Below are 14,135 nucleotides of genomic sequence, written 5' to 3'. Positions count from 1 at the left end.
GAAAGCGCGCCAGCCATACATCAAGCATAGAGAGGGATTGTAGTTTGCAGCAATCCCTCTCTGCAGACCTTTAATCCGTTGACCGGAGGCGCTACCATAGCGCCTCATTTTTTTGCGGGTGATGATATGCGTGTGTTACTGGCACCGATGGAGGGTGTGCTTGACTCCCTGGTGCGTGAATTACTGACCGAAGTTAACGACTACGATCTGTGCATCACCGAATTTGTCCGCGTGGTGGATCAACTGCTGCCGGTAAAAGTTTTTCATCGCATTTGTCCTGAGCTGCAAAACGCCAGTCGAACGCCTTCCGGGACACTGGTGCGGGTACAACTGCTGGGTCAGTTCCCGCAATGGTTAGCAGAGAACGCCGCCCGTGCGGTGGAGTTGGGTTCCTGGGGTGTGGATCTCAACTGCGGTTGCCCGTCGAAAACGGTTAACGGCAGTGGCGGCGGGGCAACGTTACTCAAAGATCCTGAACTTATCTATCAGGGTGCAAAAGCGATGCGCGAAGCTGTACCGGCGCATTTACCCGTCAGTGTGAAAGTGCGGCTTGGTTGGGACAGCGGTGATAAGAAGTTTGAAATTGCCGATGCTGTCCAGCAGGCTGGGGCTACGGAACTGGTCGTTCATGGGCGGACAAAGGAGCAGGGTTACCGTGCGGAGCATATCGACTGGCAGGCGATAGGCGATATTCGTCAGCGATTGGCCATTCCGGTTATTGCCAACGGAGAAATCTGGGACTGGCAGAGTGCGCAACAATGTATAGCTATCAGCGGTTGTGACGCGGTGATGATTGGGCGTGGGGCGCTTAATATTCCTAACCTGAGCCGAGTGGTGAAATATAACGAACCGCGGATGCCGTGGCCGGAGGTCGTTGCATTGCTGCAAAAATATACCCGTCTGGAAAAACAGGGCGATACCGGGTTATATCACGTCGCACGGATTAAGCAGTGGTTGAGTTATTTGCGTAAAGAATATGATGAAGCAACGGATTTATTTCATCATGTTCGGGTGTTGAATAATTCCCCTGATATTGCAAGGGCTATTCAGGCGATTGATATAGAAAAACTCTAAAAATCATCGACCCGATAGCCATAAGGGATAAGCCGGGGGGCAGGGGGAGGAGGTGATTATCCACCCCCTGCGTGCTCCTTGCGCCAGTGATTATATGAAGCAATGTACATGACAGGGGCGCAACAGGATGAGAGACTGAAATATCCTCGTTATTTTCGGAGCTGATGACATTAATTAATTTTAAAATATCATCTTAAATACGCCAGTCACCACCAGTAGCCCAATCAGGAAAATAATCAATACTGCCCAGAGTATAATTTTCATTGGCGTTCCTTTATTTGTGAGTGCTAAATAAGTATAGGAAAAAACAAAACCCTTTGCCGCCATTCATAAAGAATTAAGATAAATCGGAGAATATCATTCACTTACTTTATATTTTTCTGAATATGTCGCTTTATTGCCACTGATGTATTGCCACGCGAAACTAAAAAATATATCGCAACACACGGTAATCTCTGCGCACCTTTTCTTACCTGATTACTCCCCCATGAATCGTGATTCCTTTTATCCGGCAATCGCCTGTTTTCCGTTGTTACTTACTCTGGCCGGGTGTGCGCCTATGCATGAAACACGCCAGGCTTTAAGCCAGCAAACGCCCGCCACACATGTTGACACCGCATTACCGGTATCTCTGAAAAACGGCTGGCCGGACAGTCAGTGGTGGCTGGAATATCACGATAATCAACTCACTTCCTTAATTAATAATGCCATACAGAACGCGCCGGATATGCAGGTTGCTGAACAGCGCATTCAACTGGCTGAAGCACAGGCGAAGGCCGTCGCCGCCCAGGATGGTCCACAGCTCGATTTTTCTGCGGATATGGAACGGCAAAAAATGTCGGCAGAAGGGTTAATGGGGCCGTTTGCCCTGGACGATCCTGCCGCAGGCACTACCGGCCCCTGGTACACCAACGGCACCTTTGGTTTAATGGCGGGCTGGCATCTCGATATCTGGGGAAAGAATCGGGCGGAAGTGACTGCGCGCCTCGGTACGGTAAAAGCGCAGGCGGCAGAACGCGAGCAGACCCGGCAATTGCTGGCAGGCAGTGTGGCTCGTTTGTACTGGGAGTGGCAAACCCTGGCAGCTTTAAACACTGTCTTGCAGCAAATCGAAAAAGAGCAGAACACGATTATCGCGACCGACCGCCAGTTATATCTGCGCGGCATTACCTCGTCGGTTGAAGGTGTCGAAACCGATATCAATGCCAGCAAAACCCGGCAACAGCTCAACGATGTCGCGGGGAAAATGAAAATTATTGAGGCGCGGCTAACTGCGCTGACTAACAGCCAGACGAACGCCTTAAAACTGCATCCGGTTGCGCTGCCCAAAGTGGAAAGCAAACTTCCTGACGACCTGGGCTATTCTTTGCTGGCTCGCCGGGCAGACTTACAGGCGGCACACTGGTACGTTGCATCATCCTTAAGCACCATCGATGCGGCAAAAGCTGCTTTTTACCCCGACATCAACCTGATGGCCTTTCTGCAACAAGATGCGCTGCACTTAAGCGATTTGTTCCGTCATTCTGCGCAGCAAATGGGCGTTACGGCAGGTCTGACGCTACCTATTTTCGATAGTGGTCGTCTTAACGCCAACCTTGATATTGTGAAAGCCGAAAGCAATTTGTCGATCGCCAGTTACAACAAAGCGGTGGTTGAAGCGGTGAATGACGTGGCGCGGGCAGCAACTCAGGTTCAGACACTGGCGGAGAAAAATCAGCATCAGGCGCAAATTGAGCGCGATGCCCTGCGGGTAGTTGGTCTGGCGCAGGCGCGTTTTAACGCAGGTATCATCGCAGGTTCTCGCATCAGCGAAGCCCGAATCCCGGCGCTCCGTGAACGGGCGAACGGTCTGCTTTTGCAAGGGCAATGGCTGGATGCGTCCATTCAGCTCACCGGTGCGCTGGGTGGTGGTTATAAACGTAGCTGATGAGTATGCCTGTGGGGACGTTAGGTTTATCCAGCGTTTCTCTTCCCACGCCGTTTCAGCCACCAGCGCACGCCAACCACCAGAACCACGACCAGAATCAACCAAATCCAGTGTTTCAAATGCTGATCGAGATTGTGCAGCCACGGCGCAATCACCTGGCCTCCCGCGTAACCAATAGCGGTAAAAATCAGCGCCCAGGCCAGCGCGCCGAGAATATTCAGTGGCAGAAAGATTTTCGGTGGGAGCTGGCTGGCACCGATTAGCGTTGGGCCAATCACCCGAAAGCCGTACATAAAACGCGTGCCGATGACAAACAGATAAGGATGGCGCTGGATCAGCTTTTGTGCGCGCTCAATTTTGTCCTGATGTTTTGATAAACGGCGTAACAGTTTGCCGCCAAATCGCCGTCCGCACAGATAAAGCACCTGGTCGCCAATCATGCCGCCAAGCGCCACAGAAAGAACCACCAGTGGGAATTTTAATAATCCCTGATGTGCCGCAACGCCTCCCAGCAATGTCACGGTTTCACCCTCTGCCAGACTACCGAGCACCAGCGCGGCATAACCATATTGTGAGATGAGTGTATTGAGATCCATAGGTCGGTCTGTCTCCGTTTGATTGTCTGTAAGCATACACCCTGTGAATTGTTTACGCAGGAGAAGGCGTTTTATCACGCGACGCAAATTTTGCGTCAGAACAAAAAACAACCACAAGCTGACTTATACTTGAACTGTCAGGTTCATGAACTCACAACAAGGGGGCGGTATGAGCCATGTCTGGGGACTGTTTTCCCATCCCGATCGTGAAATGCAGGTGATTAATCGTGAAAACGAAACGATTTCTCATCACTACACCCACCACGTTCTGCTGATGGCGGCGATCCCGGTGATCTGCGCCTTTATTGGCACTACACAAATCGGCTGGAATTTTGGCGATGGCACTATCCTGAAGTTATCCTGGTTTACCGGACTGGCGCTGGCTGTCTTGTTTTATGGCGTTATGCTGGCTGGGGTGGCAGTGATGGGACGAGTCATCTGGTGGATGGCACGCAATTACCCACAGCGCCCGTCGCTTGCGCACTGTATGGTTTTCGCGGGCTACGTTGCAACACCGCTGTTTTTAAGTGGCCTGGTGGCGCTTTACCCGTTGGTCTGGCTGTGTGCGCTGGTGGGAACGGTGGCGCTGTTTTACACCGGCTATCTGCTTTATCTCGGTATTCCAAGCTTTCTGAATATCAACAAAGAGGAAGGTCTTAGCTTCTCCAGTTCGACACTGGCGATTGGCGTACTGGTGCTGGAAGTGCTGCTCGCCATTACCGTTATTCTGTGGGGTTACGGTTATCGCCTGTTCTAGAAAGTTCTTTTGTGCTGCATTGCTGGCGTAAATATCAGCAATGCAGCATTTCCTCACGATTCTCCTTTGACGATCGCACTTTTTGCTCGTTATGATGGCCTCGCCAGCCTCAGTAAATCCTTACTCCGGCGGTGCGCAACCCATGCGCGTGAACCACTATCTGAATGCTCATCATGCCGAAATTTCGAGTTTCTTTATTTAGCCTGGCCCTGATGCTGGCTGTGCCTTTTGCGCCTCAGGCCGTTGCCAAAACGGCAGCCGCGACTACAGCTTCGCAGCCGGAAATTGCCTCCGGTAGTGCGATGATTGTTGATCTCAATACCAACAAAGTGATCTATTCGAACCACCCGGATTTGGTGCGTCCGATTGCTTCAATTACCAAATTAATGACTGCGATGGTGGTGCTTGACGCACGATTGCCGCTGGATGAAAAACTGAAAGTGGATATCAGCCAGACGCCAGAGATGAAAGGCGTTTATTCGCGCGTGCGACTGAACAGCGAAATCAGCCGCAAAGAGATGCTGTTGTTGGCGCTGATGTCTTCAGAAAACCGCGCAGCGGCAAGCCTGGCGCACCATTATCCTGGTGGCTATAACGCATTTATTAATGCGATGAATGCGAAAGCGAAATCTCTCGGAATGAACAACACGCGCTTCGTTGAACCGACTGGATTGTCGGTGCATAACGTTTCAACTGCCCGTGATTTAACCAAACTGCTGATTGCCACCAAACAGTATCCGTTGATTGGTCAGTTAAGTACCACTCGCGAAGAGATGGCGACCTTCTCAAACCCGGCTTATACCTTGCCATTCCGTAATACTAACCACCTGGTGTATCGCGATAACTGGAATATCCAGTTAACCAAAACCGGTTTTACTAATGCGGCGGGGCATTGCCTGGTAATGCGTACGGTCTTCAATAATAAACCGGTGGCGTTGGTGGTGATGGATGCATTTGGCAAATATACCCATTTTGCCGATGCGAGTCGTTTACGCACGTGGATTGAAACCGGCAAAGTGATGCCTGTTCCGGCAGCGGCGTTGAGCTATAAAAAACAAAAAGCCGCCCAGATGGCGGCTGGGCAGATGGCTCAGAACGATTAAGGGTAGGCAGGATGAAGGAAAAAAATTTTTTTTCGAAAGAACTGTTCACACTGTTCACCTTTCTTTTTTCTCCTTTTATTTCAGAGTGATAGGTGGTGAATAATGGGTGAAGGGTGAACATTCGATTCTTCACCTCCGGCATTCTGCCGGTGTGACTCATACCGGTGATTAATCCCCCGTACTGAAATCACTCAGGAAGAAAAAAGTTTTTTTTGATTTGATTGTTCACACTGTTCACCTTTCGTTTTTCTCTTTTAATTTCAGTGTGATAACGGGTGAATATACGGTGAAGGGTGAACAGTGGATTGTTCACCTTCGGGGGATGTCGGGATAAAAAAAGACCGGCAGATGCCGGTCAGGTGGGTCAGGCTGTTGTAGGGTCGTCACATTTTGGCAGCCAGTCGCCGTAGCTTTCCTCTTTCAGCGTCAGGTTGGTCTGTATCCCCTGTTTGGTATGGCGCTTCTCGTAATTCAGCCCGTATTCCTTCAGCATCACCGGCAGCCCCAGCCCGAACATTTTCAGACTGAGTACATTCCGGTAGCCGTTTGCCTCCATGTAGGCCAGATAGGCGTGATAGAGGTATTTACGGTAATTACGCGGGATGATACTGGCGTTCCCCATATACATGCCGCTGGTCTGCGGCAGGGTTTCCAGATAGCCGATAAAATCAAACGTCGGGTCGGCATCCCGTTTGATGTTCAGCGCCTCGTCTGAGTTCTGCTGGGACTGAAGCAGTGACCGGGCGAGCATCGGGTCGCTGAACTTCTGCATCAGGTGACGCACGATGACCGCCAGCTCGCGGGTGATTTTGTCCTTAAGCTGCGGGTCGCGCTCCTGCGGGGCTATCTGTTCCGGGAAGTGAATAATCACCCGCCGGCGTGACACGCCGCCGCTGCGGTCGGTGAAGCGCATCGGGTTATTGTTCACGGCCAGAATCACCGCCGGGATGTGCGTGGAGTACGCATCCCGGTATTTCGGGTCAACGGACACCGCATCGCCGCCGGTGATGGCCTTGAGTCCGGCTCCGTCGCCGCTCCATTTTTCCTGGTCCGGCAGGCGTATCAGTGAGAAGCCAGTTAACGCGGCACGTTCACGCGGGGATTCCAGCGTCTCGATGGTGGCCGACGTGGCGTTATCCTCCCCGGCCAGCAGGGTGGCTATTTCGGCCATGATACTTTTGCCGCTGCCGCCGGGACCGGTCACCTCCAGAAAGAGCTGCCAGTCATAGCGGTTTGCCAGCACCATAAACAGTGCGGCCAGAATCACGTCGCGTTTTTCCGCACGGCCACCGGCGGCACGGTCAAGCCAGCGCCAGAACGCGGGGGCGTGGGTTTCCAGCGTTTCCCCTTCCACCGGCGGGGTGAAATCCACATCGCACAGGGTACGCATCCAGTGTGACGGACTGTGCGGGTGGAACGTGCCGTTCTGCGTGTCGAGCACGCCGTTACGAAAGCCAATCAGGCAGCGGGAGGGGGCTTCCTGCTGCGGAATAATCAGCTTCAGGGTGTCCACCACGGAGGCCACCTTCCCGGAGGAGAACGGCGCGCGCAGCCGCTGAAACAGCCCGGCCACATCCCGGGCAAAGTCCTGTGGCGGCAGCACCTTCCAGACACCATTTTCATAGCGGGACAGAAGCTGGCCGTTGGCATCGACCGCGAGCGCCTCGCCGTAATGCTCATAGATACGCATGGCCTTTTCGCTGGTACTCATGGCGGAAAACTCCGCTTCGCTCATGGTGTCGAACGGGCTTTCAGCCGGTGGCCGGATGGCATCATAAATGGCCTTACGGGTGGCTTCCCCGCCGTACTGCGTGAAGGCATCATTCCAGTCACCGAAGACCGGCGGCAGGGCAACAACACCTTCACACGCATCTGCGGCTGCGGCGGCTTTTTTCTGGCCGTCACCGCTGAGGTCACGGTCTGCGGCAAGGACAATCTGACAGGCCGGATGCTTCTGCCGGGCAAGGCTGGCCAGAGAAAGGAGGTTCACGGAAGAAAGCGCCACCATCACCGTTTCACCGGTCAGGTGATGTACGGTAAGTGCGGTCGCGTATCCCTCCGCTATCCACAGACGTTTTCCGGCCTGATTCTGTCCTTCAAGGATGTGACAGGTGCCCCTGACCTGTCCGCCTTTCAGGGTGCGCTTACGGCCGTCAGCACTGATTAACTGAAGGTTAACCAGTTCGCCGCTGTCGTCATACAGTGGCACCACAAGGTCACCGGCGCGCCAGCTCACGCCACCGGCTCTGTGTGTGCCGGTCAGCATCCGGCATTCCCGGCCGGGAAAGCCCTTGCGGGTCAGGTAGGCGTTACCGGTTCCGGGACGGGTTTTCGCCATCAGGGTTTGTGCCAGTGCGGCGGCGTTCTTCCGGGCGGCTTCTGTTTCAGCAACGGCGGCGGCCGTCACTGCCGGGTCAGCCGGGGGCAGACTGCCGGTCACGGCAGCCACCTTTGTGGCCGCGTCGGACGGGGAAACACCAAACACCTTTTCAACCAGTTTCAGGCCGTCACCGGCACCACACTGATTGCAGTACCAGGTGCCGCGCCCCTCCCTGTCATCAAAACGGAAGCGGTCACTCCCGCCACAGACCGGACAGGGCTGATGACGGTTTTTCAGCACCTGAATCCCCAGCGCCGGGAGAATACGCGGCCAGTGGCCGAGTGCATGGCTGACGGTGGCGGTTACGTTCATTTTCATGGTGTTGTTCTCCTTCAGTGCAGTACCGGCGCTTTTATGTGACGGGCACAGAGTTCATCCATCACAACCAGCCCGAGAAAGGACAGCGACGGCGCGGCCTTCAGGGGGCCGGATTCCATTAAATCTTCCAGCAGGGCACAGGCTATCTGACGCCCTTTTTCCTCACCGTGCTGGCGCAGATAAAAGCCTTCCAGCTCAGCGGCGATGGCCGCCTCCAGTGATTCAAGGGTGAGATGCGGGTAGCGGTGCTGACGTTCGCACACGGTCAGCCAGGCACAGGCGACAGCGCGACGGTAAAGGGCTGCGCGTAAGACGGGCGGTAAGGGGGTTTTCATTTGCTTTCCTCCCTGTGACAGATGACTGCATTCCGTGCCGGTTGCATTAACTGATAAGGCATATCTGCGTCTCCTGAAGACGTGCGTATCCCTGCGCGAATACGCACATTTAATTTTTCGGGTGTCGTTTTTTAATTACAGATAATTGCGGTAACTGTTATCCGGGGTGATTTCCGGGTCAGGCTCCGTGCGGGGAATTTCCCGCCATTCCCGCGCCACCGGTGCCGCCCGGCTGACCGGAACAGGGTCCTGCGGGTAAATATCCAGATATTTCTCCCGCCATTTCTGTAATTCCGGGTCTCCGGCCATTTCTTTCAGTACCGCATGCCGGTTTACGGGGCTGCGTTTAAACAGGTCAGGACGGTCACAGGTAAATTCCCGCAGAAAACGCCCCAGCGGGATGTCTGTGGTGCGCCCGTCAGCGAGGATACGCACAAGGATACTGAATTTACGGCGTTCCCCGTTCATTTCCCCCATGAATCACACTCACCGGGTCAACACCCAAATTCTGGGTGTTGGTCAATTCATGAACAAGTTCAACAGTTTGTTGGCTGGAAAGAAACTTTCCTGGCTCCTTGGTTCTGGCATTTGCACCAGATGCTACTGCTGCGCGATGCAGATCGTTCAGGCTGTAACGCCCATAAGCATCACGACGAACTTCAATACCATCAATGACCATCAGATTATTCATACTTCGTTTCTCCTCTTGATCAGGCGGCTGCACCCGCCGTTTTCTCGTACTTACTGATAGTGATCTCGACCTTCCCTTCCGGGATAACCGGTCCCCACTCCACCAGCATTCTTTTCACCTGACTGTCGTCTTCCCACACACCCGCGTGGGTCAGGGCGTCAAACAGCGCCTTGTTATAGTTGTCCAGATCGCGGATCCGGTTATCCGGAGGAAACAACACGATCTCCACTGAAGCAGGTGCCGACGTTGGTTTTGGCAGACGACGTAACTGCTCAACTATTGCTGCACACGCCGCGCTCTGGAATTTGCGCCCCGCCGCGCTTATCAGGCTCTTACCTGCAAACGCCCCTTTGTTGGGGTGTCGCCAGTACGTGTTCACGCTGGGCGGAAAAGGCAGTATTAGCTTCATACTTTCAGGCCCCTCTCATGTAACCAGTGGGCTGCACGCAGCCTGGCGTTTGCCTCACCGGCAAGCAGTGCGCGGATAATCCCGACCGCCTCGCTGTCGTCGTCCTCCACCGCGGTATGAAGAGTGATACCCCGGGCCACGCCACGCTTTATCGTGATGACACCTTTTTTCTCCAGTGCGCGAAGATGCTCCACCGCTGCATTCACCGAACGGTATCCCAGCATGGTTGCCACCTCCTGATTGGTTGGCGGAAAGCCACGCTCTTTCTGATAAGAAATCAGCATATCCAGCACCTGCTGCTGGCATTGAGTTAACGTCGTCATTACGCCCCCACGTAATTCCCTGACAGATACCACTCTTCACCCGATGCAGCGCGCTTGCTGCTTTTCCGTAAGCACCGCTCACGACGCGCCAGAAAATTGTTTCGTTCTGGCTGGGAGTGGCTTTCACGGAATGCCGCCATCCACACGGTTGCAGCACGACGGTATAAGCCCCTTGACTCCAGTTCTTCAGCCTGGCGGGTCAGGCACAAAATCACCCGGGGATCGTTAGTGCCGACATAGAAATTGCGCACAGGTCTGGTTTCACGAACTGGTTGTGGTTCCGGCTCCTGCGCTCTCTCAGTCAGGCGCGGGAAATGTCTGCGTGTATCCCCTTCACAACGGTGAGCCACACGCCCACTCTGACGTAACTTGCTTGCAGACTGCAGAACGCGCTGCCGTGAGTAACCTGCAAAAGCATCCGCAATGTCTCCGGAAGTACACCCCGGATGGGCTTCAATGAATTTCTGAACGTCATTTAACAGACTCATGATCACCCTCTGAATCCTACCGGGATCTGGCTGTAGTCCACGTTGTCGTAACTGGCTTTGAAGTACGGGTCCTCGCGTTTTTCGGTGTACGTGCTGACGGACGGCGATAAGCGCAGGGAAAGCTCATCCCATTTTTCCCGCAGCTTCGACGGGCTGAGCACGTTACGGCACCAGAACGGATCGCGGCTGACACGGCTGTACATCTCGCAGATTTGTTTGTGAGTACGCCCATCCTGTACACACATCAGGCGAATTTCGTTTGCCCAGGCTGTCCAGTTCGGTTCTTTGGGACGAACCACCTCGCCGTCACATTCGGCAGCCTGCTCGTACAGGGCGATTATTTTCTTCCAGAGCCACTGTGCGCAGGTCAAATCATCCTGCGTTCCCCACTGGCGCTTTTTAGGGCTGAATACAACCGCATCAGGATGGCGAGTTAAAAACTCCTGTTCAGCCGTCTGCGTGTCCGGTTGCGAAGCGTCCGGACGAGAAGTTTTTTTATCTGACGGATCATGTTTTGATTTTACTGACGGATCCCCGCCAGATTCTGACGGGTGAAAACCCGCTTTTTTGCCAGATTTCGACGCATCAAATTTTGACGGGTCAGATTTTGATGCGTCAGATTTTGACGGGTCAGAATCTGACAGTTGAGAAAAAGCCGCAGCCTGAAGCTTCGCAACGTTAAGCTGATAAACATTCGACGCATTGCGGTTACCCTGGCGACGCGCCTTACGCGTTAACCAGCCTTCTGCTTCCAGCCGTGCGATAGCCGTTCTGACGGTACTCATCCCCGCACCAATCTGGCGGGCAATGGTTTCAATTGATGGCCAGCACACACCTTCGTCATTACTGAAATCAGCCAGGCGGGCCATAATTGCCACGCTGGATAATTTCATGCCTGACGCAGCGCAACCATCCCATACATAGCCGGTTAATTTAGTGCTCATGACCGACCTCTATTTCCCTGAATTTACGACGAAACTGTTCGAGCGGACTGAAGCATTCATGCTCATAGCCTTCGCGGAGGTAGATAACACGTTGTGTTTCCGGCTCCCAACGAATGACTCTGACGGGCACTCCGTAGTGATCTTTGAACCAGCGGTTAACTTGTCGCAAAGGACTGTCTCCTTCTGCCGGTTGAAATCACCCACAGCCCACTCTGCAAAGCTGTGGGTTACAATTTCCCTGTCACCTGGTACATTTACTGCATAGCAATACTCCACCTTCGCTTTTCCACCCGGTACAGGAAGTGCAATCAGTTGCGAGCGACGGTAGTGTGTTGTTAAACTGTTCATGCGTTAGTTTCTCCACAGTCACGACACGCCACGGCGCCCGGAGCTGCACACTCGCGGGCGTCATTACTTTCTGAAATGCAAAAAATTTTGTAGACCAGTGCTGCATGCTCCTGCAGCTTCGAAATTGAGAGGTACAGCTCGTCATTAATTGCTGTCTTCTCATGCGGTTCCACTACACCGTCTTCAATTGCTGAACGAATCTGTTTTGAATAACTGCCGATCTGTTCAATGACCTCCAGCAGGCGTTGGTTGATATCGGCGTTGTCCACATCCTCGATGTCAGGAAGAGACACAAAGACGCCATTTGCAGACTGCGCCACAGCATCAGCAATGAAGTGAGTGCCACCAGCACGCTGTAAAACCATTGCCCATCCCAGCGGGAAAATCTGATCGCCATCTGCACGAAGGCGGTTGAATAAAGCGTTTTCTGTTACATCGAGCCAGTCAGCCGCTTCAGCGTAACCACCCGGCAACGCCGCGATAGTTTTTCTGACAGCTTTCACGTACCACTCAGGCTGTTTTTCTATTTTCCAGTGATGCTTACCCACGATTAGCCTCATCGTTCTGTGGTTAAAAATTGAAAGTGTTCTGCTAATCTTTCGGATAGATATCCGGTCTTAAGTCAGATTTCGTAATTGCACCTGACGTGCATTGCTCAAGTTTTTTAGCCAGCACAAAACTGGCTTTTTTATAACCATTGAAAACCAGCCGTAAGTAGCCAGGTGTTGAGCCAACTTTTCCGGCCAACTCGCCCTGCTGTTCTTTGGTTAAAGAGTCCCAATACGCTTTCATACAATATGTACCTCCGGTGTACATATTACATGATTGAAATGAACCTTCAAGATACTTGTACCTTAACGGTACAAGGGTTTTAATTTCGTTATGAAAACAATCCATGACATCCGGCGGTCTAACGCCAGAAAACTGAGAGATGGTGTTGGCGGGAATTCTTCCTTTGCCACTATGATTGATCGCGAGCCAACCCAGACCAGCAGGTTTATGGGAGATGGTGCTACTAAAAATATCGGTGACAGCATGGCACGACACATCGAAAAATGTTTCGACCTGCCTGTCGGATGGCTCGATCAAGAACACCAGACAACGAACATCACAAAACAACCTGATGTTTCAATCACTAATAAACAAATCACATTAGTCCCTGTCATATCATGGGTACAGGCCGGAGCATGGAAAGAAGTTGGATATTCTGAGGTTGATTTGAGCACAGCAGAAACATATCCCTGCCCTGTACCCTGCGGGGAAATGACTTATATCTTGCGGGTGATAGGTGATTCAATGATTGATGAGTACCGCCCGGGAGACATGATTTTTGTCGATCCTGAAGTACCTGCCTGCCACGGTGACGACGTTATTGCATTGATGCACGATACAGGTGAAACCACCTTCAAAAGGTTGATAGAAGATGGGACACAGCGTTATCTCAAAGCGTTAAACCCAAACTGGCCTGAGCCTTACATTAAGATCAACGGTAATTGCTCTATAATTGGTACAGTGATTTTCTCAGGAAAACCAAGAAGATACAAAATCAAAGCCTAATCAATGTTTATGAACCTGCTTCGGCAGGTTTTTTTATACTTGACAATGTACCTATGAGATACATAATGTACCCAAGCGAAACAACGAACAGGCAGGACGCCCACGAAGTAGCCGCCTGGGGCATATGAAGTCCAGGATGATTCGTTAGCAACAAAAAAGCGCCCTACCGGACGCTTCGCTCTTTAACAATCTGGTCCCCATCAACAAGTAACTGATAACTTGAGGAGATGTGAAATGCACAAAACAGAACCCAAAATCGTCGCGCCTGGCTACACAGATGAGGAAATTTATGAGTGGATGACAAAGAAGCTGGCAGCTATAAACCAGCTTCGTGAAGTGCTGTCTTATCGACAGGAAACAATAGACTCCTTAAAAAAACTGGATCAGGAAATCACGGTTTTATCACAGGATGTTACTTTAGATATTGTGCAGACAAATTAGGCTCCCATTCATTTTCGTCAAAATCATCAAAGTGATGAATTTGTGATCTCCAGTCTCGATAATCTAAAAATTTCTGGGCGGTTACGCTTATTTTATCAAGTGTGAGTTCATCCTGAATTGAAAGAAGAAGTTCATCAAATTTCATCTCATTAATCTGTTTTGGCATCCAGTGATGCTTCATCAGAATAAGGTGAACCAGAGCCTTTTTCCCATTCAACTGATTATAGGGAGTGCCGAATTTCTTCCGGTGCTCATGTAAGACAAGGTCCAAAAGAGTAAGTAATGTTGCCCTTGATTCAACTTTGCTTATTTCGACTGATGACACTACCCCACTGATTTCAATGCCCCGATACTTTCCAACATTTTCACAGTGGGATTTGTACAGCGTATAGATATTACCGGACATTTCTTTTCCTTTTGCGTTGTTGGGGATAACCAGATTAA

18 protein-coding genes and 2 pseudogenes are annotated in these 14,135 nt (G+C 52.0%); 6 read left to right on the top strand and 14 right to left on the bottom strand.

The window, feature by feature from the left end:
• Positions 1-126: 126 nt before the first annotated feature.
• Entirely contained in the window at positions 127-1,074 is a 948-nt protein-coding gene (gene dusC / locus ESM_RS0116730) for a tRNA dihydrouridine(16) synthase DusC (RefSeq protein WP_001264859.1), read from the top strand.
• Between the two features lie 180 nt (positions 1,075-1,254).
• Here dusC and yohP read toward each other — a convergent pair whose 3' ends face one another.
• Positions 1,255-1,338: a small membrane protein YohP gene (gene yohP / locus ESM_RS1000000129140; protein WP_000691708.1), complete on the bottom strand. Its 84-nt coding sequence runs from the start codon at positions 1,336-1,338 to the stop codon at positions 1,255-1,257.
• A gap of 223 nt (positions 1,339-1,561) precedes the next feature.
• On the opposite strand from yohP, the gene mdtQ reads away from it, so the two are divergent.
• A complete protein-coding gene (gene mdtQ / locus ESM_RS0116720) occupies positions 1,562-3,001 on the top strand; it encodes a multidrug resistance outer membrane protein MdtQ (RefSeq protein WP_001078174.1) in 1,440 nt (479 codons plus the stop codon).
• Positions 3,002-3,027: 26 nt separating this feature from the next.
• Here the strand turns inward: mdtQ and ESM_RS0116715 are convergent, their stop codons facing one another.
• On the bottom strand, positions 3,028-3,597 hold the full coding sequence (locus ESM_RS0116715) for a DedA family protein (protein WP_000365434.1): 570 nt from the start codon (positions 3,595-3,597) through the stop codon (positions 3,028-3,030).
• Positions 3,598-3,766: 169 nt separating this feature from the next.
• Between ESM_RS0116715 and ESM_RS0116710 the strand changes: the two genes are divergently transcribed.
• Together ESM_RS0116710 and pbpG are read left to right on the top strand one after the other, a co-directional pair.
• Positions 3,767-4,354 carry a Yip1 family protein gene (locus ESM_RS0116710; RefSeq protein WP_010379386.1) on the top strand — a complete coding sequence of 196 codons (588 nt, stop codon included), beginning with the start codon at positions 3,767-3,769 and terminating at the stop codon, positions 4,352-4,354.
• A 173-nt stretch (positions 4,355-4,527) separates the two neighbouring features.
• Positions 4,528-5,457: a D-alanyl-D-alanine endopeptidase gene (pbpG, locus tag ESM_RS0116705; protein WP_001516701.1), complete on the top strand. Its 930-nt coding sequence runs from the start codon at positions 4,528-4,530 to the stop codon at positions 5,455-5,457.
• Between the two features lie 364 nt (positions 5,458-5,821).
• On the opposite strand, the gene ESM_RS0116700 is transcribed toward pbpG, so the two are convergent.
• The 11 genes and pseudogenes from ESM_RS0116700 to ESM_RS0116650 form a co-directional block, all read right to left on the bottom strand.
• Positions 5,822-8,155, bottom strand: a complete 2,334-nt coding sequence (locus ESM_RS0116700) for a primase-helicase zinc-binding domain-containing protein (protein ID WP_000783691.1) — start codon at positions 8,153-8,155, stop codon at positions 5,822-5,824.
• Between the two features lie 14 nt (positions 8,156-8,169).
• A complete protein-coding gene (locus ESM_RS0116695) occupies positions 8,170-8,490 on the bottom strand; it encodes a DUF5375 domain-containing protein (protein WP_000856729.1) in 321 nt (106 codons plus the stop codon).
• A gap of 135 nt (positions 8,491-8,625) precedes the next feature.
• Positions 8,626-8,955 (bottom strand): annotated as a pseudogene (locus ESM_RS01000000125150) (hypothetical protein); the annotation flags it as partial.
• Positions 8,945-9,181, bottom strand: a pseudogene (locus ESM_RS01000000125145) (KilA-N domain-containing protein); the annotation flags it as partial. The pseudogenes ESM_RS01000000125145 and ESM_RS01000000125150, both read right to left, overlap by 11 nt.
• A 19-nt stretch (positions 9,182-9,200) precedes the next feature.
• Positions 9,201-9,590: a RusA family crossover junction endodeoxyribonuclease gene (locus tag ESM_RS0116680; RefSeq protein WP_000767113.1), complete on the bottom strand. Its 390-nt coding sequence runs from the start codon at positions 9,588-9,590 to the stop codon at positions 9,201-9,203.
• Positions 9,587-9,913 carry a LexA family transcriptional regulator gene (locus ESM_RS0116675; RefSeq protein WP_000210145.1) on the bottom strand — a complete coding sequence of 109 codons (327 nt, stop codon included), beginning with the start codon at positions 9,911-9,913 and terminating at the stop codon, positions 9,587-9,589. The genes ESM_RS0116680 and ESM_RS0116675 overlap by 4 nt, the downstream gene beginning before the upstream one ends.
• Complete coding sequence (locus ESM_RS0116670; protein WP_001332382.1) at positions 9,913-10,407, bottom strand: PerC family transcriptional regulator; 495 nt, start codon at positions 10,405-10,407, stop codon at positions 9,913-9,915. Before ESM_RS0116670 ends, ESM_RS0116675 begins: the two co-directional genes overlap by 1 nt.
• Complete coding sequence (locus ESM_RS0116665) at positions 10,404-11,345, bottom strand: helix-turn-helix domain-containing protein (protein ID WP_000104968.1); 942 nt, start codon at positions 11,343-11,345, stop codon at positions 10,404-10,406. The genes ESM_RS0116670 and ESM_RS0116665 overlap by 4 nt, the downstream gene beginning before the upstream one ends.
• Positions 11,335-11,514: a DUF4222 domain-containing protein gene (locus ESM_RS1000000127005; RefSeq protein ID WP_001250269.1), complete on the bottom strand. Its 180-nt coding sequence runs from the start codon at positions 11,512-11,514 to the stop codon at positions 11,335-11,337. Before ESM_RS1000000127005 ends, ESM_RS0116665 begins: the two co-directional genes overlap by 11 nt.
• A 175-nt stretch (positions 11,515-11,689) precedes the next feature.
• Positions 11,690-12,241 (bottom strand): protein YmfL, encoded by a 552-nt coding sequence (gene ymfL / locus ESM_RS0116655; RefSeq protein ID WP_000515826.1) that lies wholly within the window; start codon positions 12,239-12,241, stop codon positions 11,690-11,692.
• A 43-nt stretch (positions 12,242-12,284) separates the two neighbouring features.
• Positions 12,285-12,485: a YdaS family helix-turn-helix protein gene (locus tag ESM_RS0116650; RefSeq protein WP_000649477.1), complete on the bottom strand. Its 201-nt coding sequence runs from the start codon at positions 12,483-12,485 to the stop codon at positions 12,285-12,287.
• Between the two features lie 90 nt (positions 12,486-12,575).
• Between ESM_RS0116650 and ESM_RS0116645 the strand changes: the two genes are divergently transcribed.
• Together ESM_RS0116645 and ESM_RS0116640 are read left to right on the top strand one after the other, a co-directional pair.
• Entirely contained in the window at positions 12,576-13,250 is a 675-nt protein-coding gene (locus tag ESM_RS0116645; RefSeq protein ID WP_000848750.1) for a LexA family protein, read from the top strand.
• A 234-nt stretch (positions 13,251-13,484) separates the two neighbouring features.
• Positions 13,485-13,691, top strand: a complete 207-nt coding sequence (locus ESM_RS0116640) for a hypothetical protein (RefSeq protein ID WP_000549623.1) — start codon at positions 13,485-13,487, stop codon at positions 13,689-13,691.
• Here the strand turns inward: ESM_RS0116640 and ESM_RS0116635 are convergent.
• Entirely contained in the window at positions 13,663-14,097 is a 435-nt protein-coding gene (locus ESM_RS0116635) for an ECs1072 family phage-associated protein (RefSeq protein ID WP_000016390.1), read from the bottom strand. The genes ESM_RS0116640 and ESM_RS0116635 overlap by 29 nt on opposite strands.
• Positions 14,098-14,135 lie beyond the last annotated feature (38 nt).

Origin of the sequence: Escherichia sp. TW09308 (assembly GCF_000208565.1) — a bacterium.
Lineage (GTDB): Bacteria > Pseudomonadota > Gammaproteobacteria > Enterobacterales > Enterobacteriaceae > Escherichia > Escherichia marmotae.
The sequence above is the reverse complement of the archived record's forward strand: the minus strand, read 5'-3'. Positions and strand labels throughout refer to the sequence as shown.